The sequence below is a fragment of the Sanguibacter keddieii DSM 10542 genome (genome assembly GCF_000024925.1).
In the GTDB taxonomy this organism is placed as follows: domain Bacteria; phylum Actinomycetota; class Actinomycetes; order Actinomycetales; family Cellulomonadaceae; genus Sanguibacter; species Sanguibacter keddieii.
In genome coordinates this window covers 2919631-2937657 of the sequence record NC_013521.1, presented here as the reverse complement: position 1 = coordinate 2937657, position 18027 = coordinate 2919631, and the positions used below count along the sequence as shown (strand labels likewise).

At 68.9% G+C, this 18027-nt stretch carries 16 protein-coding genes; 12 read left to right on the top strand and 4 right to left on the bottom strand.

Translation table 11 applies throughout. The annotated features are described in order from the left end of the window. Positions 1-28 precede the first annotated feature (28 nt). Positions 29-1114 (top strand): redox-regulated ATPase YchF, encoded by a 1086-nt coding sequence (gene ychF / locus SKED_RS12945; RefSeq protein ID WP_012867611.1) that lies wholly within the window; start codon positions 29-31, stop codon positions 1112-1114. Positions 1115-1329: 215 nt separating this feature from the next. Further along, positions 1330-5121, top strand: coding sequence for a PDDEXK family nuclease (locus SKED_RS20015; protein WP_012867610.1), 3792 nt, complete (start codon positions 1330-1332; stop codon positions 5119-5121). 255 nt (positions 5122-5376) lie between these two features. Here the strand turns inward: SKED_RS20015 and SKED_RS12940 are convergent, their stop codons facing one another. From SKED_RS12940 to SKED_RS12930, 3 genes are read right to left on the bottom strand one after another with little or no spacing between them, the layout of a single operon-like run. After that, positions 5377-6144 (bottom strand): SCO1664 family protein, encoded by a 768-nt coding sequence (locus SKED_RS12940; protein ID WP_012867609.1) that lies wholly within the window; start codon positions 6142-6144, stop codon positions 5377-5379. Next, the gene (locus SKED_RS12935; RefSeq protein ID WP_012867608.1) at positions 6144-6698 is read right to left on the bottom strand and encodes a DUF3090 domain-containing protein; all 555 of its coding nucleotides are present in this window, start codon (positions 6696-6698) and stop codon (positions 6144-6146) included. The genes SKED_RS12940 and SKED_RS12935 overlap by 1 nt, the downstream gene beginning before the upstream one ends. 9 nt (positions 6699-6707) lie before the next feature. Next, on the bottom strand, positions 6708-7415 hold the full coding sequence (locus tag SKED_RS12930; protein WP_012867607.1) for an MSMEG_4193 family putative phosphomutase: 708 nt from the start codon (positions 7413-7415) through the stop codon (positions 6708-6710). Between the two features lie 76 nt (positions 7416-7491). On the opposite strand from SKED_RS12930, the gene SKED_RS12925 reads away from it, so the two are divergent. Further along, complete coding sequence (locus tag SKED_RS12925) at positions 7492-7857, top strand: nucleotidyltransferase family protein (RefSeq protein WP_012867606.1); 366 nt, start codon at positions 7492-7494, stop codon at positions 7855-7857. Between the two features lie 62 nt (positions 7858-7919). On the opposite strand, the gene SKED_RS12920 is transcribed toward SKED_RS12925, so the two are convergent. Next, the gene (locus tag SKED_RS12920) at positions 7920-8516 is read right to left on the bottom strand and encodes a hypothetical protein (RefSeq protein WP_143755733.1); all 597 of its coding nucleotides are present in this window, start codon (positions 8514-8516) and stop codon (positions 7920-7922) included. An 84-nt stretch (positions 8517-8600) separates the two neighbouring features. Between SKED_RS12920 and SKED_RS12915 the strand changes: the two genes are divergently transcribed. The 9 genes from SKED_RS12915 to SKED_RS12875 all read left to right on the top strand — a co-directional run bounded on the left by SKED_RS12915 (position 8601) and on the right by SKED_RS12875 (position 18026). Next, positions 8601-8879: a type II toxin-antitoxin system Phd/YefM family antitoxin gene (locus SKED_RS12915; protein ID WP_042438051.1), complete on the top strand. Its 279-nt coding sequence runs from the start codon at positions 8601-8603 to the stop codon at positions 8877-8879. 3 nt (positions 8880-8882) lie between these two features. Continuing rightward, positions 8883-9284, top strand: a complete 402-nt coding sequence (locus tag SKED_RS12910) for a type II toxin-antitoxin system VapC family toxin (RefSeq protein ID WP_012867603.1) — start codon at positions 8883-8885, stop codon at positions 9282-9284. Beyond that, on the top strand, positions 9281-10363 hold the full coding sequence (locus SKED_RS12905; protein ID WP_012867602.1) for a CdaR family transcriptional regulator: 1083 nt from the start codon (positions 9281-9283) through the stop codon (positions 10361-10363). The genes SKED_RS12910 and SKED_RS12905 overlap by 4 nt, the downstream gene beginning before the upstream one ends. A 116-nt stretch (positions 10364-10479) precedes the next feature. Continuing rightward, positions 10480-11637, top strand: a complete 1158-nt coding sequence (locus SKED_RS12900) for a glycerate kinase (protein ID WP_012867601.1) — start codon at positions 10480-10482, stop codon at positions 11635-11637. Positions 11638-11750: 113 nt separating this feature from the next. Then, positions 11751-13118, top strand: coding sequence for a GntP family permease (locus tag SKED_RS12895; protein WP_012867600.1), 1368 nt, complete (start codon positions 11751-11753; stop codon positions 13116-13118). A 129-nt stretch (positions 13119-13247) separates the two neighbouring features. Next, entirely contained in the window at positions 13248-13604 is a 357-nt protein-coding gene (locus SKED_RS12890; protein ID WP_012867599.1) for an iron chaperone, read from the top strand. A 396-nt stretch (positions 13605-14000) separates the two neighbouring features. After that, a complete protein-coding gene (locus SKED_RS12885) occupies positions 14001-15092 on the top strand; it encodes a D-glucuronyl C5-epimerase family protein (protein ID WP_143755732.1) in 1092 nt (363 codons plus the stop codon). Positions 15093-15174: 82 nt separating this feature from the next. After that, positions 15175-16431 carry an NAD(P)/FAD-dependent oxidoreductase gene (locus tag SKED_RS12880; RefSeq protein WP_012867597.1) on the top strand — a complete coding sequence of 419 codons (1257 nt, stop codon included), beginning with the start codon at positions 15175-15177 and terminating at the stop codon, positions 16429-16431. Beyond that, positions 16428-18026, top strand: coding sequence for a cryptochrome/photolyase family protein (locus SKED_RS12875; protein WP_012867596.1), 1599 nt, complete (start codon positions 16428-16430; stop codon positions 18024-18026). The genes SKED_RS12880 and SKED_RS12875 overlap by 4 nt, the downstream gene beginning before the upstream one ends. The last annotated feature ends 1 nt before the right edge of the window (position 18027 follow it).

Below are 18027 nucleotides of genomic sequence, written 5' to 3'. Positions count from 1 at the left end.
AGGCGTCGGCCCCGTAGACTCTTCTCCCGTGGCCCTCACTATCGGGATCGCCGGACTCCCCAACGTCGGCAAGTCGACCCTCTTCAACGCTCTCACCCGCGCGCAGGTGCTCGCGGCGAACTACCCGTTCGCCACGATCGAGCCCAACGTGGGTGTGGTGCCGCTGCCGGACGCACGCCTGGGGAAGCTCGCCGAGGTCTTCGGCTCCGAGCGCATCCTCCCCGCGACCGTGTCCTTCGTGGACATCGCCGGCATCGTCCGCGGTGCCAGCGAGGGTGAGGGCCTGGGCAACAAGTTCCTCGCCAACATCCGCGAAGCCGAGGCCATCTGCCAGGTGACCCGCGCCTTCGCCGACCCCGACGTCGTGCACGTCGACGGCAAGGTCTCGCCCAAGGACGACATCGAGACCATCAACACCGAGCTGATCCTCGCCGACCTCCAGACCCTCGAGAAGACGATCCCGCGCCTCGAGAAGGAGGTCAAGATCAAGAAGGGCGACCCCGCCCTGCTGACTGCCGCCCAGGACGCGCAGAAGGTCCTCGAGGAGGGCACGACGCTCTTCTCCGGCGCGGCGAAGGCCAAGCTCGACCTCGAGCAGCTCGCCGGCCTGCAGCTCATGACGGCCAAGCCGTTCATCTACGTGTTCAACACCGACGACGCCGGCCTCGCCGACGAGGGCTTCCAGGACGAGCTCCGTGCGCTGGTCGCGCCCGCCCAGGCGATCTTCCTCGACGCGAAGTTCGAGTCCGAGCTCGTCGAGCTCGAGCCCGACGAGGCCGCCGAGATGCTCGCCGACTCCGGCCAGGCCGAGCCCGGCCTCGACCAGCTGGCCCGCGTCGGCTTCGAGACCCTCGGTCTCCAGACCTACCTCACGGCAGGTCCGAAGGAAGCCCGCGCCTGGACCATCCACAAGGGCTGGACCGCCCCGCAGGCTGCTGGTGTCATCCACACCGACTTCGAGCGCGGCTTCATCAAGGCCGAGGTCGTGTCCTTCGACGACCTCGTCGAGGCCGGCTCCGTCGCCGCCGCACGCTCGGCAGGCAAGGCCCGCATCGAGGGCAAGGACTATGTCATGCAGGACGGCGACGTCGTGGAGTTCCGCTTCAACGTCTAGGTTTGGGCCAGCGGGAAGTACGGTCGGGCGTGGTGGAGCCCGCCCGTGCCACTTGTGACCAGGGGCCTGCCATCACGCCGCCTCGCGATGGACCGCTGACGTGAGCTCTTCTTGTCTTCCTGCGTCTCGCTCGTGGCCAGATTGGCTAGGAGGCTGGCTCGGGTTGTTCAGACCAAAGATGACCCAGATCGGCCGACTGAGTTGGGGATATATAGATGCGCATCCCATGGGAAAGATATGTCGGCGAAGACATCGAGGCGATTGTCGCTATGCTGCTCAAGCGAGATCGCCCGACCACCACTCGGATCACGCCCTCTGTCGGCGATGGCGGTGTCGATATCCTTGACAAGGGGGCAGCCCCTGACGGGGGTGATGTTGTCTATCAGGTGAAGCGGTACACAGGGCCCCTGGCTTCTGGGCAGCGTGCGCGTGTTGAGAAGTCGCTCGAACGGCTCTCTGCGGACCCTCGTTGGCAACATCTGAACGTCACGCAGTGGTTTCTTGTCTTGCCCTGGGACCCGACGACTGAAGCTTTGGCATGGCTTGACAGCCTCGGCGCGGCACATGGTCTCAACGCCAACTGGCACGGCTTGACCTTCATCGACGCACTCGCGGCCAGCTACCCGCGGATCATCGACGCATACCTAGGTGGCGGACTGGGGGCAAGTGTTGATGGGGATGCCGTGATGGCGCTTGTCGATGAGATTTCCCAACTGTCTTCGAGGGGGATTGATACAATCTTGGCGAGGCTTGGCGACGAGAGTGCACCTTCGCTGGAATTCCCGGCTCCGCAGACCGAAGTGTTCCTTGACCGGGTATCAGCTGCACAGGTCTCAGGTTCTGTGTTGCTCGATGGGCTCGACGGGCAGCTCGCGAACGTTCAGCACCGAGCAGCAAGAGCGGATATCCCGGGCGTGATGGATGCTCGCTCGGAGTATGCAGATCTCGTGGCTTGGATGCCAGATTCTCTGACGACATCCAGCTGTTCTGTCGGTGACGCAGCAGTGGCAGTTGGATTGGTCCAGGAGTGGCTGAGGAAAGCGCTTGATGTAAACTTCGACGCCTTAGAAGTGCAGATGGCGAGAATTGACGTCGCCGCAGGCATAAGCTCAAGAATTCTCGAGCGGCAACGCTTCGAGGGGTTGACTGCCTATCGCGAGAGTCTGCTTTCGCTGGGGCGATATGTTGATGTCGTCCGTTGTGAGGTCGATGCTGCCACGCGACGGACCCTGCTGGTGACTGGTAGATGGGGGACAGGTAAGAGCTACCAGATCGCTCGGTATGCCCAGCGTGAGATTGCACAGGAAAGGCCAGTGCTGCTCTTGCGAGCGCGAGATTTTGTCGATTCGACAGCCTCGATCATCGGCCAACGGTCGTGGCGGTCACAGCTAGGGTGCCAGGGCCTGTCTGATGACGACTTCTTGGAGGTGCTGGACGGCATCGGGATCTGGGCGAAAGCACCCCTGACGATAGCAGTCGACGGTCTGAATGAGTCTTCCTTGAGAGACACATCCGCCGCGCTGGAGCGCCTGGCTGCACTCGTGGAGCGATTCCCTTTCATTCGCTTGATCGTGTCCGACCGGCAGGACGAAGCTCGCTCGGCGACCCTGAGTATTCCGACGTTCCGGCATCAGGCTCCTGCAAGAACTGCTATGTCTCGTGCTCTCGAGAACGCCCTCGGGGTTCCACCTGGCACGCGGTGGCATGCTGCGCTGACCAACCCCCTGCTCGCTTCCATGGCGGCGCGCATCGTCTCCGCACACGGCGCAACGGGTGCGCCGCTCTCGGCTTCTCTGGGCCGCGTTTCTCTCCTGGATGCGTGGATCGATCTTCTGGTCAGAGAGACGAGCGCGGAGCTTGATTTCACGCCGTCGACGGTTCGTAGGGTCATCGACTCTGCCGGCTGCCTTAGTGGGACAACTACTGTTCGTCAGGTCGCTGAGCGCTCGAGCCTGGCGTTGGAGACTGTCGATCGCATTATCCAGAGGTTTGTCGCTGAGGGCTTGCTTGAGTGGTGCGCTGAGGGTGGCGACTTGGTTCGCTTGCGATGGCAAGGCGCCAGCGATGTGCTCGGCGCTCGCATCGCCCTGGAAGACGACCGGAAAGGGGGCTCTGCAGCACTGATTCGCGCTGCGGACGAAGCGAGCCGGTTGAACACTCTTGATACGATCGCGGAGACGCTACCAAACCTCTCGCGACCCTCCGAGATCCCTGACCTGCGCATTCCCAGCACAACAGCGGAAGAACGCGACTTCGCGTTCGCGCTGTCGCTCGATGGGCGCAGTGAATCTCAGATCACGGCTCGAACCTTGAAACATGCTCGAAGGCTGTTGTTGTCCGGGGGCGAACCTGCGAAGCACGTTCTTCTGTCTGTGCTTGCCACTCCTCGACGAGAAAAACTAGGTGTCAAGTGGCTGAATGCGCAACTGTCGAGTGTTGCTCTCGTTCAACGAAGTAAATTCTGGCCGCAGGTTCTCGTCGATCTAGCCGACGGCTCTCCCGCGGAGCAGGACGCAATCAGAGATCTGCTGACCTGGTACGCCGACACTCTTTTGGATAAGCTCGTCAGCGACGTTGAAATGGCTGATATGATCGAGTTGTTCGCGTGGTTCGGTTGCGCCCCGCAACATTCCGGGTTTCCAGGACTCGGTGTGGCATATATCGTCGAGCTTGCCCACAGGGCTCCCTCTATCTTTGACCGAGTCTGGGGTAGGGTGGCGCTCGTCGATGACGACCACCCCAGAGACGCGCTCCTCCTCGCGGCCAGCGGTGTAATCTCGCGGTGGCCGGGAACGGATGCGGCGATCGCGGCTAAGGGGGTGTGTGCTGAGGCATTAAACACGCGAACAGCTAAATCGTTCCGATCCGTTGCTTCGATTCATCTTGCGCTCGTCGATGAGCGTCCTCTGCACGAGTTCCTACGCGACGCATCTGCTTTGCGTATTCGGCGACGAATGGGTCGCATCCCGCTGGGGATGTCGTTTGAGGACCGGGCGATGTTCGCTGACGGCCGTTCGCCACGCGACGCACAACGACACGAATCACAAGTATGGGCATCTTTTGGTATTCCGCGACGGCACGATCGTCGTGTGCTGGCGGATCATCAAGCGATGACGGCGCTGCCCCAAGACTCTCACGGTGGAGCCCTCCTGCGGGGGCGGTGGCTAGTTCACCAGTACGCTCACCATCCTGCGGGAGCCAGGCTCTGGTTCGCCTCTACGGGACCCGCCAAGGCTGGAACGGACTTGAACTCCGACGTGGCGTATCTAACCAAGTCGAGCGATGCGTGGGATTTTTGGGTCGACCCTACGCTCCCTCTTGAGCTCACCATTCGTACCTCGGATCGTGCAACTGAAAGAACGTGGTGGGCGATCGATGATGGTGATAGTTCTGTCAGAGTGATCGATCCTGATGGTGTCGATTGGCTCGTTCTGGAGGGCGGATTCCGCTATCTCAGCCCTGCGCCAGAGTCTGATGCGAGAGGGCGCACCGTCGGGGTGGGCAGTCACAGCTGGTTGTCAGGTCAAGATGACGGCACCCCTCGTCCCGGACTTCTGCGTCATGCGTATGTTGCGGTATCTGACGCTCTGCTCGCAACTAGCCAGCACTCTGCTGTCGCCCCACTCGAGAACGGTCAACTCCGGTTCTCGGAACTTTTCAGGAGCAATGCCGGCGTGCTGGGGGCGCTAGTGCACGTCACCCACGATGGTAGTGAAGCCGCGGCACCCACGAAAACTCTGCTTGACCTGCTCGGGGCTTCCTGGACAGGTGAGAGCATTGATTGCCGCGATGCGAGTGGAGCGCTGGTGGTCACTGATCCAGCAAATGGGACGCACGGACCTCGAGCAACGCTCGTGCGACGAGACAAGCTGGAGAGCGCGTTGCGCAGAAGTGGCTTAGTCGTGACGGTCGGGATACGTGTGAGTGAGTTCGGCTCCCGTATCCTCGTAAACCGCCCGCAGGTTTCCGTGGTGCAGATTGACGGTTCGTCGCAGATCGAGGCGTAGCGCCGGTAGCTGTGTGGGGGCGCGAGGGCAAGAGTGTTCTGCTGGCCGTGAGGAAGCTTCGGATATCGACAATGCCTCTCACCCCAACTGCTGCTACAGGTGCGACGATCTCCCGTAAGTGCACAGGGCGGGAGGCTGTTCCCGATCAGAAGACGCGGTTCTGAAACTAGTGCAGGAAGAGGTGTGCTGGAGCTACCTCTCGGCGTGTAGTCCGAGACTTAACACGACCTGGCAGTGCACCTGTTTGCGTCTTCCTCAGAACAGTGGCCAAGGAACCGCTGGCATCTCGCCAGCGGGACCTGGGAACCGCCCCGCCGCACGCAACGTCGAGCAGCGCGCAGCAAGAGATGCGATCTCCCTACCCGTGAGCAGGTCTGCCAGCACTGTCCGCAGGTCACCGTCCAAACCTTCGCTGACTCGGTCGATCCCGTCGAGCTCCTCGGCAGTCAGGTCGTCTCCGACCCACCCCCAGAGCACGGTGCGCAGCTTGTGGTCGGTGTGGAAGGTGAGACCGTGGTCGACGCCGTACCGGTGGCCGTCCGGCACGGCGAGGACGTGGTTGCCCTTGCGGTCGGCGTTGTTGACGACCACGTCGAACACCGCCATGCGCCGGAGCGCTGGCGAGTCCTCGTGCACGAGGGTCAGGGAGCGGCCGTTCTCGTCCTCCCCGGAGAGGACCGGGTTCCAGCCCTCCTCCGGCACGTCGTCCGTCGCGACGAGATCGACGGCGTCCTGCTCGGGGTCGGGCTCCTTCCAGAGCTGGACCATCCCCTCGCCGAGGGGGCCGTCGCGCAGCCAGGTCTGCGGGACCACGCCCCAGCCGAGGGTCTCGGACACCAGGTAGGCGGCCACCTCGCGGTCGGCGAGGGTCCCGTCGGGGAAGTCCCACAGCGGGCTCTCACCGGCGACGGGCTTGTAGACGACCGTGACGTCACCGATGGTGCCCAGGAACGTCGCGTTCGAGGCCGTCCTGATGCGGCCGGTGACGGTCAGCTCGCCGGTCACGAGGTCGTCCGCCGACATCAGTCCTCGGGGAGGGTGCAGACGTGCCCGTCGGGGTCGACGGGGTACCCGCAGAGCGGGCACGCCGGGCGCCCGGCACCCACGACCTCACGGGTGCGCCGTGCGAAGGCACGGGCGGTGCCGACGGGGATCTTCACGAGCAGCATCTCGGAGTCGTCGTCCTGGTCCGCGTCGAGGATCTGGTCGACGTCGTCGGCATCGTCCTCCGCGAGGGGGTAGGCCTCGATGATGACCTGGGCCGTGGTCGGGTCCCAGCCGAGGCTCATGGTGCCGGCGCGGAAGTCCTCCTCGACGGCGTCGAGCTGGTCGTTGTCGACGAGCTCGGGCGGTGTGCCCGTCGGGACGCTGAAGGGGTTGCCCTCGACCGTGAGGAGCTGGTCGAGGATCTCGTCGATCTTCTCCGCGAGCAGGGCCGACTGCTGCTTCTCCAGGGCGATGCTCACCACCCGCCGACCCGAGCGGACCTGCAGGTAGAACGTGCGCGACCCCGGGAGGCCGATGGTGCCGATGACGGCCCGGTCGGGCCAGTCGAACTCGTGAACGCGTGTGGGCATATCAGTACTCTAGGCGCGCGCGTCTGACGGCGCTGCGTGTCCCGCGCCACCGCCCACCGGCGCATCGCCCGACCGGATGCCCTTCGCCAGCCACGAGAGATCGCCCGCGTCGGTGTTCGTCGCGTGGACGCTCGGCCGACCCGCCCCGTAGCGCACGATCGACAAGGAGGCGGGGCCCACGGTGATGCGCTGGAACAGGTCGAGGTGCATCCCGAGCGCGTCGGCGAGGATCGACTTGATGATGTCGCCGTGGCTCACCGCGACCCACACCGCCTCGGGCCCGTGCTCGGCCTCGAAGGCCGCGTCGTGACGACGGACCGCTGCCACCGCGCGCGCCTGCATCGCGGCCATGGACTCACCGCCGGGGAAGACGACGGCAGACGGTTGCGACTGCACCGTGGGCCAGAGTGCCTCGGTCGCGAGGTCGGAGAGCGTGCGGCCCTGCCAGTGCCCGTAGTCGCACTCGGTGATGTCGGGCTCCTCGAGCACCGGCGTCGTGCCCTGCTGGCGGTCGAGGATGTGCTGGGCGGTCTGCTGGCACCGCTCGAGCGGGCTCGACACCACCCCGACGAGGGGGACGGCCGCGAGACGCTCACCGGTGAGAGCCGCCTGGTCGTGCCCGACCTGGTCCAGCGCGACGCCGGCGGCCCGACCGGCCAGCACCCCGGTGGCATTCGCTGTGGTGCGGCCGTGCCGCACGAGGAGGACTGTCGCCATCCCGCCAGCCTAGCGACCCGAGCGGACGATGATTCGCCATCGACCAGGGGTCGCTCACCCCGGTACCGTGGTGGACATGACCAAGGCCGCCGCGACGCCCGAGACGCTCGCCCTGCGCGAGCTCGTCGAAGCGCATCGGGACGCGTTCCAGGCGATTTTGGACAGGTATTCCGCGACGAACCCGAAGCTCTTCGGGTCAGTCGCCCGCGGTACTGCGCACGAAGGCAGCGACATCGACATCATCGTCGAGATGGACGCCGCCGACGGGAACCTGCTGATGCGGGCCTCCGGGCTCATGGAGGAGACGAGGGCCCTGTTCGGGCGAGACGACGTCGACGTGTTCCCTGTGCAGCTGCTCAAGCGCGGCGTCTGGCAGTCTGCGCGGGGTGGACATCGGCGTCGTCCGCGACGTGATCGAGACTCACCTCCCGCCACTCTCTGAGGCGTTGCGTCAACACGTCCGCTGAAGAGCCGACGGCTGTGCGGCAGAGGGGCGACGTGCCGTCACTCTTCGCGCGGCGCCGTGAGCCCGCCGGGCACAGCAGGAGCTTCACCCGGCCACGGCCCGAGCCTGTCGACGGTCTCCGGCACGCCCTGGTCGACGGCGTAGTCGGCCACGGGGACCGTGGCCATGGAGTAGCCGTTGGGGGCGACCTGTCTCGTCCGCGCCTCGGGGGCCAGCCAGCCGGACTGCTGTGCGGCGGCACCCAGGTCGACGTCGTCGCCGGGGACGCCGAGGTAGGCGATCTCGATCGTGGTGTTGGGCATGGGGCCGTCGTCGACCGACCACGCCGCCTCGACGAGGAAGTCCACGAGGGCTGCGGGGTCCACCAGCTCGTACGTCGGGTCGAGAGCCACGCGCACGGTGAACCCGGTGTTGCCCTTCACGTTGGGCTCGGAGCCACCGACGTCGGAGAAGGTCAGGCCCTCGATGTCGTCGAGCGAGCTCGTCAGCTCGGCGAGAGTTTGGCCGCGCCCTGCGGTCCCTGCCTGCGGGTCGGCCGTCTGCTGTCCTGTGCAGCCTGCGATCCCGAGTGCTGCCGGGAGAGCCAGTGCCATGAGCGCGGCCCGGACCGGCCGGCGCCTGTGAGAACGGGTCATCTGCCGAGGATATCGATGCCCATGCATCTCAGCCTGGCGCGCAGGCCCAGACACCATGTCAGACACGGGTAGTACAATTGATGGATGCACACCGTGACCAAGCGTGAGCTCAACCAGAACACCGCAGCGGTGCTCGACAGCGTCACCGCCACGGACGATCTCGTGGTCACGGAGCGCGGGACGCCGCGGTGGCGTGTCAGCACGGTCCGGGACCACGACACGACTCTGGCGCGGCTCGAGCGCGAGGGGCGGTACGTACCTCCGGCCGTCACCCCCGCTCCGTGGCCCGACCACCCAGGAGGCCCGTCGTACACCGTCGAGCAGGTCGACGACCTGCTCGACGAGATGCGTGGGGACCACTGAGCCGTGGCGGACCGCATCGTGTACCTCGACTCCTCCGTGGGGCTGCGCACCATCCTGGACGTGCCCGAGCGTCTGAGGCTCCAGGAGTGGATGCAGACCCCGGGCATGTCTCTCGTGTCGTCGCGCCTCCTGCGGACCGAGGTGGTGCGGGTGCTTCGGCGCGACGGCAGGCCGCTCTCCGACGCGGCTCCTCTGCTCGACCGTGTCGGGACGATCGACCTCACGCGGGAGACGCACTCGGTGGCCGAGTCGATCGAACGGCACATCAAGACCCTCGACGCCCTCCACCTGGCGACCGCGCTGCTCGTCGGGGAGCTCGTCATGGTCGCGAGCCACGACGCGACGATGAAGCGCGTCGCCGAGCAGCTGGGCCTCTCGGTGACCGACCCGGTCGACGTCCCGTGACGCGTCGCGCCCCCGAACCCCTGAGCAGCGAGCTCGCGCAGCGAGTCGTCGACACCGTCACCTCACGGCTCGAGCGTCACGTCAACGTCATGGACGAGCACGGCGTGATCATCGCGTCGTCGGACCCGGAGCGCGTCGGCACGCTGCACCACGGCGCGGCCCGGGTCGTCGCCGAAGGGCACACGGTCACGGTGACCACCCCGGAACCGGGGTCGAGCGACCGGCCCGGGGTCAACGAGCCGCTGGTCATCGACGGTCGGCTGTGCGGCGTCGTCGGGGTCACCGGGGACCCGCGCGAGGTGGCGCAGCTCGCGACGGTCGTCGCGCTCGGTGTGCAGCTGCTCATCACCCAGGAGCGCTCGTACGACGCCGCGACACGCAGGTCCACGGCAGCCCGTGAGCTCATCGCCTTCCTCACCTCCGGCCCGCCCGACGCGACGGAGGTCGGCTCGAGGCTGCGGTCCGCTGGTCTCGGCACGGGCCCCTGGAACCTCGGGGTGTGGGCTCACCCGGAGGCACCCCGTGGCGGCTCGAGCGTCCCGCCCGACGGTGCCGCCCACCTCGCAGCGAGCCTCAACTCGCGCGAGAACCACCGCGCCGCGGTGATGCACGGTCTCCTGTGGATCCTCGACAGGTCGCCGCGACAGGCGGTGGTCGCCGGGGCACGGGGGCTGAGCGTCACACAGGTGGCCGCACCCGACCAGCTCCTCGCGCACGCGCTCGACCTGCGCGCCCTGTCCCGCTACCCGCGGCTCCTCCCGGTCGGCGGCCAGGTGGTGGACGACGGCGCAGCCTTGCTCCTCGGGCTCGGGCACCTCCCGCCGGCCTCCCTCGCGCGCCGTGCGGCGACGGTCGCCCGCTTGAGCGCGTCTGACGCCGAGACGGTCCTCGCTCTGACGCGCTCGACGACCCTCGCCGAGGCGTCGGCAGCGTTGTTCGTGCACCGCAACACCCTGCTCCACCGCGTGCAGCGGATCCGCGACCTCACCTCGCTCGACCCGAGGGTCCCGGGCGACCTCGCCGCGCTGCACACCGGCCTGCTGGCACGAGAGGCGCTCGACGGGACACCAGCCGCCTGACCTGCGGCCGACGTTGCCGACCTGTGCAGAGTGCACAGCGGTGGACCCCAGTGCCGGTCCAGAGAAGTGCACAGTGCCGTAGTGCTGTGGTCCGGGTCACATCTACGGTTCTGTGCATGCCCAACGACGAGCAGACCGGCCGCGGTGTCCGCATCGCCATCGTCCCCGACTCCTTCAAGGGGAGCCTCTCCGCCCTGGAGGTCGCCACGGCCATGGTCCGCGGTGTCCGCGAGGCCTCGGTCGCACCGTCCCTCGAGCTGCGCACCTGCCCCATGGCCGACGGCGGGGAGGGAACGCTCGACGCGTTGCTCGACGCCTGGGGAGTCAGCGCGCAGTCCTGCCCCACCACCGACGCCCTCGGCCGCCCGGTCACCGCGAGGTTCGGGCTCTCTCCCGACGGCACCGGCGTCGTCGAGGCCGCCGAGGCCAACGGCCTGCCCCAGGTCTCCGACGTCCCCCTCCAGCCGCTCGTCGCAGACACCCGCGGGGTCGGCCGCATCACCCAGACGTTGCTGGACCAGGGCGCGCGCGAGATCATCCTGTGCGTCGGCGGCTCGGCCACGACCGACGGAGGCACCGGTCTGCTCACGGCGCTCGGGGCCCGCTTCCTCGACGCCGCCGGACAGCCGCTGCCGCCCGGCGGCGGCAGCCTCGCAGCCCTCGACCGGATCGACCTCACCGGGCTCGACCCCCGCGCACGCGAGGTCACGTGGCGGGTCGCCTGCGACGTCACCAACCCCCTCGTCGGCCCGCAGGGCGCCGCCGCGGTGTTCGGCCCGCAGAAGGGCGCCACGCCCGACGACGTCGTCGCGCTCGACGCCGGCCTCACCCGCCTGGCCGAGGTCGTCGCGGTCGAGACAGGCCTCGACCTCCGTGACCGCCCCGGCATGGGGGCCGCAGGCGGGATCGCTCTGCTGCTGACCGCGATCTGCGGCGCCGAGCTCGTCGCCGGCAGCACCCTCGTGGCCGAGACCCTCGGCCTGGACGCCATCCTCGACGGCGTCGACCTCGTCCTCACGGGGGAGGGGCGCTTCGACGACCAGTCCCTGCACGGCAAGGTGGTCGACGCCGTCGCCTCCCGGACCCCGGCAGGCGTCCCGGTCGTCGTGGTCGCTGGCGAGGTCGCCGTGCCGGTCGGCCAGATGCACGTCCACGGGATCACCGCGGCCTTCGCGACCGCCCGCGGCCCCCGCACCCTCGACGAGCTCACCCGCAGCGCCGCCGACGACATCACCTACGCCACGGCCGCGGTCACCCGACTCCTCGGGCTCTGACCGCACCACCTGACCGCAGCACCCTGAACGTCGAACCCCCCCGACCGCGCGCAGCACGCACCTCGAGTCACGACGCACGCAGCGCGCACCTGAGCGGCAAAGGAGCCCTCCTCATGCTCGACATCCTCATCCTCCTCGTGCTCGTGGCGGGCATCGTGCTCGTCACCGCACGCTGGAAGGTCAGCCCGGTGCTGGCGCTGCTCGGCGCCGCGCTCCTCGGTGCCTTCGCCTACCGGATCCCCGTTGCCGACATCGTCACCACCATCACGACGGCCTTCGGCGGGACACTCGGCAACATCGGCCTGGTCATCCTCTTCGGCACGATGATCGGCGTCCTGCTCGAGCGGTCCGGCGCGGCCATCGCGATGGCCGAGGCACTGATCCGGCTCATCGGCACCCGGTTCCCGACCCTCACCATGACGGTCATCGGGTTCTTCGTCTCCATCCCGGTCTTCTGCGACTCCGGGTACGTCATCCTCAACTCGCTCCGCAAGGCCATCACCCTGCGGACCGGCGTCTCGACGCTCGCCACCTCGGTCGCGCTCATGACCGGTCTGTACGCGACGCACACGCTCGTCCCGCCGACGCCGGGACCGCTGGCCGCGGCCTCCAACCTCGGGGTCGAGAACCTCGGGCTGCTCATCGGCATCGGCCTTCCGGTCGCTGCCGTCGCAGCGCTCGCCGGGATGCTCTACGCCAACAGGTTCCTCCACACGAAGCTCCCCCCGATCACCACCGGCGGCGACGACATGGACACCCCGGAGGCGGAGCAGACCTACGAGGAGCTGCGCGCCGGGTACGGCCGTCTCCCTCACGCCTTCGCCGCCTTCATGCCGATCCTCGTCCCGCTGCTCCTCATCTGCTTCGGCTCGATCGCCAAGCTCCCCGGCCGACCCTTCGGCGAGGGTGTGCCCTTCGAGATCATCGGCTTCGTCGGGACTCCCGTCATCGCCCTGATGCTCGGCCTGGTCGTCGCCGCATCCCTGCTGCGCGGCAACGGCAAGCTCGACACCTTCAACAGCCAGATCGACGAGGCGATCCGTGTCTCGGCGCCCATCCTGCTCATCACCGCGGCCGGCGCAGCCTTCGGAGCGGTCCTCGCCGCGTCCCCGCTCATGGACGTCCTCGGCGACAGCCTCTCCGGGCTCGGCATCGGCCTGGCCGTGCCGTTCCTCATCGCCGCTGCGCTCAAGACGGCGCAGGGGTCCTCGACCGTGGCGATGGTGACCACGTCGGCCCTCGTGGCGCCGTTGCTCGACTCGATCGGCCTGGGCTCCACCATGGGCGCGACCCTCTCGGTCCTCGCCGTCGGTGCCGGAGCCATGGTCGTCTCGCACGCCAACGACTCCTACTTCTGGGTGGTCTCGCGCCTCAGCGGCATCCCGGTGGCGACGGCCTACAGGTCGCTCACGGTCGCGACGGCCATCGAGGGCACCGCAGCATTCGCCGCGATCTACGTGCTCGGGCTGTTCCTGCTCTGACCGGTGAGAACGCGCCCCGGTCTTCCGAGGCTGTCTCGTCCGCGAGGCCCGGTCCGTCGTGCCTCCGCCGTCGCGGACAGGCGATGAGACGATGGCTCCGACTTTCCCGCTCCACGCCAGGAGACCGATATGACGACCCCCGCCGACCACGACGCCTACATCGCCGCGGCGCCCGAGCCGTTCCGTCTCGAGCTGGAGCGGCTGCGCGCGCTGGTCGCGGGGGTGCTCCCAGAGGCGGAGGAGATGGTTGCCTACGGCATGCCAGGGTTCACGGTCGACGGGACTGTCGTCGCGAGCTATGCGGCGTTCAGCAAGCAGTGCGGCCTGTACGTGCTGCCTGAGGCGGTCGCAGGGCTGTCCGACGAGATCTCGGCGGCCGGCCTCAAGGCGACCAAGACCGGCATCACCTTCACCTCACGCCGACCCATCCCGGACGCGCTCGTCGAGCGCCTGGTCAGGGCGTCGCGGGAGCATGTCGGACGCTGACATCGATGGGGCTGACAGTCTGAGAACGGTAGTGCAGCACGCCTGAGAACGGTAGCGCAGCGAGCGGAGAACGGGCCGCTCACATCCCCCGGGACCACAAGACGGCGAACGACCTGAATGGTCTGCCCGGCCTCATGAACGCAGCCCCCGGTGCTCAGGACGGCAGTCGTGGCCCTCGACGCGCCGCGCTCTCCAGGCTGTCCACCCGAGGGTGGAGGGCGGAGCACCCGGGGGTGGAGGGAGAAACGCCCTGGGGCCTTTCCTATCGACCCTGAGGTGGATGGCGTCGACGCCGCTCCTCACTAGCGTCGTGGACGTACACCGAGGTCAGAGCGCCGCGCCTGCCCGTCGACGGTCGTGCCAGCCGGGCCGGGCCCCGCTGGCCAGAGCCGTCGGGTGCACGACAGCCGGGGGGCAGCAGTGCGTCGTCGAGGAACCATCCATCCGTCACTCACCAGCGCGCTCGTCGCGCTCGGGCTCCTCGCGGCGCCGGTCTTGACGTCCTGCACGACGGAGCCTGACGTCGTCGAGGCGGTCTCGTGCGTCGACGGGCCCGGGCTCTCTCCGGCGCCGGGCGTCGCGGGCCCGGTCGCGGGCTTCGGCGTGAGCGGTCTGCGCCCAGGTCCCGTCACGCCGGACTACTACGCGGTGACCGAGCGGACCCTCGTCGACCTCGACGACCCCGCGGTCGACGACGACGGGGCGCTGGTCAGCGAGGCGACGCACGGGCGGGGTCCCGACTACCACCCGGTGGCGCTCGCGCAGTACGGGCTCGCCACGCTCGGCTCCTACGAGCTCACGGGGGATCCCGAGTACCTCCGCCGGGCGCTGGCGACGGCCACCCGGCTCCTCGACGGGGCGACCACCGCCGACGACGGCGCTCTCTGGTTCGCCTACCCCTTCGAGTACTCGATGCACGGCGACGAGAGCATGACGCTCGAGGCCCCCTGGTACTCCGGGATGGCCCAGGGGCAGGGGCTCTCGCTCTTCACGAGGCTCGCCGACCAGACCGGCGACCCGCTGTGGGCGGACGCCGCCGAGCAGACCTTCCGGACCTTCGAGGTCGAGGGACCCGCCGACGGCGACGCCTCGACGCCGTGGTTCGTGCACGTCGACGCGTCCGGGTGCCTGTGGTTCGAGGAGTACGTCGGGTCGGTCGAGCCCGTCCAGGTGGTCAACGGCCACATCTACGCGACCTTCGGCCTCTACGACTACGCACGCCTCACCGACGACGAGGCGGCCGTCGAGCTGTTCGACGGCGCCGCCACGACCGTCCTGCACTCCTTCGGGGCGTACCGCGCCCGCGGCGACGTCTCGTACTACTGCGCGGGCCAGTACTGCAAGGACCGGGAGTGGCAGCCGGGCAGCTACCACCGTGGCGTCGTGCGCCAGGTGGAGACCCTCGCCCTCATGACCTCTGACCGTGCGTTCCTCGACCGCGCGGTGATCCTGCGCGCGGACTACGAGGCCTCGGGCTCGACCGACTAGCGGGCGGCGCCACGACCGACACCTGCCCGGTTGCCCGCCCTGTCCACCGCGGCGAGACTGACCGGCAACAGGATGGAGCCCCATGGACACCGACGTCATCGTCATCGGCGCAGGACTCGCCGGGCTGCAGTGCGCCCGCCGGGTCGAGCGCAGCGGCCGCAGCGTGGTCGTGCTCGAGGCGGGCGACGCCGTCGGCGGTCGCGTGCGCACCGACCGCGTCGACGGCTTCCTCTGCGACCGCGGGTTCCAGGTGCTCAACCCGGCCTACCCGGCGGTCCGCGACTGGGTCGACGTGCGGTCCCTCCGGCTCCAGCGCTTCGGTGTGGGCGCCGTCGTCCGCGACGGCGACACCACGACGACGCTCGCCCACCCGGTCCGTCACCCGCAGCACGCTCTCGAGACGATCCGCAGCCACCACACCCCGCCCTCGGACGTGGTCGCGCTCGCCCGCTGGCTGGGCCCGACCCTGCTCCGCCCCAAGACCGTGTTCCGGCCCGGGCAGGACCAGACGCTCCACGCGTCCTTCGACGACGCCGGGCTCACCGGCCGGCTGCGGACCGACCTGCTCGACACCTTCCTCGCGGGCGTCCTCGCCGACAGCAGCGGGACCGCCTCGGCCGGGTACGTGCGTCTGCTGATGCGCATCTTCGCTCTCGGCGCCCCGGGACTGCCGCAGGAGGGCATGCAGGCGCTGCCCGACCAGCTCGCCGCCTGGATCACCGGACCCGTCCGTCTGCGCACCGCCGCACGCACCGTGAGAGAGACACCGGGCGGCGTCGAGGTCACCACGGACCAGGGCACCGTGCGCAGCCGAGCCGTCGTCGTGGCCGTCGGCCCCCAGGACGTCTCGGAGCTCACCGACCTCCCCACCCCGGTCACCCACGGCCTCACCACCTGGTGGTTCCGGGCGACCGAGCTCCCGCTCGCCGGCCGCTTCCTGCTGCTCGACGCCTCACGACCCGGCGGTGGCCCCGCCGGTCCGGTGTGGAACACCGCCGTCATCTCCGAGGCCGCGCCCTCCTACGCCCCGCCCGGCGAGCACCTCGTCCAGGCCACCACCCTGCTCGACCGACCCGACGGACAGGCCACCGAGGCCGACGTGCTCCGCGACCTCGCACGCCTCTACCGCACCTCCACCGTCGGCTGGGAGGTGCTCGCCCACCACGTCGTACCGCACACCCTCCCCGCGCAGCCCCCACCGCTGCACGACCGTCGCCCACGGTGGACCGCAGACCGGGTGCTCGTCGCCGGGGACCACCAGGGCACCGGGTCGATCCAGGGCGCGCTCGTCTCGGGCGACCGCGCCGGACGCGCCGTCGCCGCAGCGCTCGCCGCGTGACGGACGGACCGCACCTGCGCCTGGTGCTCCCGCACCAGCTCTTCGCCGAGCACCTCCAGGTCCACCCCGGCACCGTGGTCGTCGTGGTCGAGCACGACCTCCTCTACCGTCAGTACGCCTTCCACTCCCACAAGCTCGTGCTCCACCGGGCCTCCACGGCGCGCTTCGCCCAGACGCTGCGCGACCACGGCCTCGAGGTCCACGTCCTGACCAGCGACGCGCACCGCAGCTCCCGCGACCAGCTGGCAGGTCTCGTCCGGTCCCTGGCGCCGACCCGGGTCACCTGGTTCGACGTGGTCGACGACTGGATGGAGCAGGACCTCGCCGCGGCGCTCGCGGACGGCGGGTACGCGGTCCAGGTGGCCGACGTGCTCGAGTCGCCCGGCTTCCTGACGGACCGCGACCAGATCGACGGCTGGTTCCAGGGGGACCAGGCACGGATGCAGGACTTCTACGTGTGGCAGCGCCGTCGTCTCGGCATCCTCCTCGACGGCTCCGGGCCCCGGGGCGGTCGGTGGTCATTCGACGAGGACAACCGCAAGAGGCTGCCGCGGGGGCACGAGCCACCGCGGGTCGGGCTGTTCGCCGGCCACCCCGCCCTCGCGCGGGACGACGTCTTCGACCTCGACGCCCTCATGGGGGACGAGGAGCCCGGGGGCGAGGCTCCCCGCGACCCCGAGGTGGACCGCGCGATCGCCTGGGTCGCCGCGGAGTTCCCGGACGCACCGGGAGACCCGCACCTGTTCGCCTGGCCCACCTCTGCGGCCGAGGCGCGGGCGCACCTCGCAGAGTTCGTGCGCGACCGGCTGCGGGACTTCGGCCCCTACGAGGACGCGATCTCGGCGCAGCACCCCTTCGTGGCGCACAGCCTCCTCACCGCCTCGCTCAACGTCGGGCTGCTCGACCCCCGCGAGGTGGTGCAGGCGGTGCTCGACGACGCGGGGCCCGACACGCCGCTGGCCTCGGTCGAGGGCTTCGTCCGGCAGGTGATCGGGTGGCGGGAGTACATGCGCGCCACGTACCGCGTCCACGGTCGACGGATGCGGACGTCGAACCGGCTCGACCACCAGAACAGGCTCGGGGACGGCTGGAGGGACGCGACGACCGGGCTGGCTCCCGTCGACCTCGTGGTCTCGCGGGTGCTCACGACCGGGTACGCCCACCACATCGAGCGGCTCATGGTCCTCGGCAGCGCCATGTGCCTGCTGCGCGTGCACCCCGACGAGGTCTACGAGTGGTTCACGGCCATGTTCGTCGACGCCTACGACTGGGTCATGGTCCCCAACGTCTACGCCATGAGCCAGTTCGCCGCAGGCGACGCGGTCACTACCAAGCCCTACGTCTCGGGCAGCGCCTATCTGCGGAAGATGTCCGACCTGCCCGCGGGGGAGTGGACCTGCGACTGGGACGCCCTCTACTGGGCTTTCGTCGAGGACCACCGCGAGGTCCTCGAGGGCAACAGTCGCACCCAGATGTCCGTCGAGCTCCTCGACCGTGCCGACCCTGCCGTGCGAGACGGGCGTCGCGGCCGAGCCGACGCGCTGCTCCACCCGGGCAGCGGATCGAGGCTTGTCCGGGTGCTGCCGCCTCGGTGAC

Coding starts and splice junctions, on each gene's coding strand:
- SKED_RS12925 (WP_012867606.1), top strand. CDS start 7,492: ATGACCAAGGCCGCCGCGACGCCCGAGACGCTCGCCCTGCGCGAGCTC.
- SKED_RS12895 (WP_012867600.1), top strand. CDS start 11,751: ATGCTCGACATCCTCATCCTCCTCGTGCTCGTGGCGGGCATCGTGCTC.
- SKED_RS12915 (WP_042438051.1), top strand. CDS start 8,601: ATGCACACCGTGACCAAGCGTGAGCTCAACCAGAACACCGCAGCGGTG.
- SKED_RS12900 (WP_012867601.1), top strand. CDS start 10,480: ATGCCCAACGACGAGCAGACCGGCCGCGGTGTCCGCATCGCCATCGTC.
- SKED_RS12940 (WP_012867609.1), bottom strand. CDS start 6,144: ATGTCGGCGGACGACCTCGTGACCGGCGAGCTGACCGTCACCGGCCGC.
- SKED_RS12890 (WP_012867599.1), top strand. CDS start 13,248: ATGACGACCCCCGCCGACCACGACGCCTACATCGCCGCGGCGCCCGAG.
- SKED_RS12920 (WP_143755733.1), bottom strand. CDS start 8,516: ATGACCCGTTCTCACAGGCGCCGGCCGGTCCGGGCCGCGCTCATGGCA.
- SKED_RS12930 (WP_012867607.1), bottom strand. CDS start 7,415: ATGGCGACAGTCCTCCTCGTGCGGCACGGCCGCACCACAGCGAATGCC.
- SKED_RS12880 (WP_012867597.1), top strand. CDS start 15,175: ATGGACACCGACGTCATCGTCATCGGCGCAGGACTCGCCGGGCTGCAG.
- SKED_RS12935 (WP_012867608.1), bottom strand. CDS start 6,698: ATGCCCACACGCGTTCACGAGTTCGACTGGCCCGACCGGGCCGTCATC.
- SKED_RS20015 (WP_012867610.1), top strand. CDS start 1,330: ATGCGCATCCCATGGGAAAGATATGTCGGCGAAGACATCGAGGCGATT.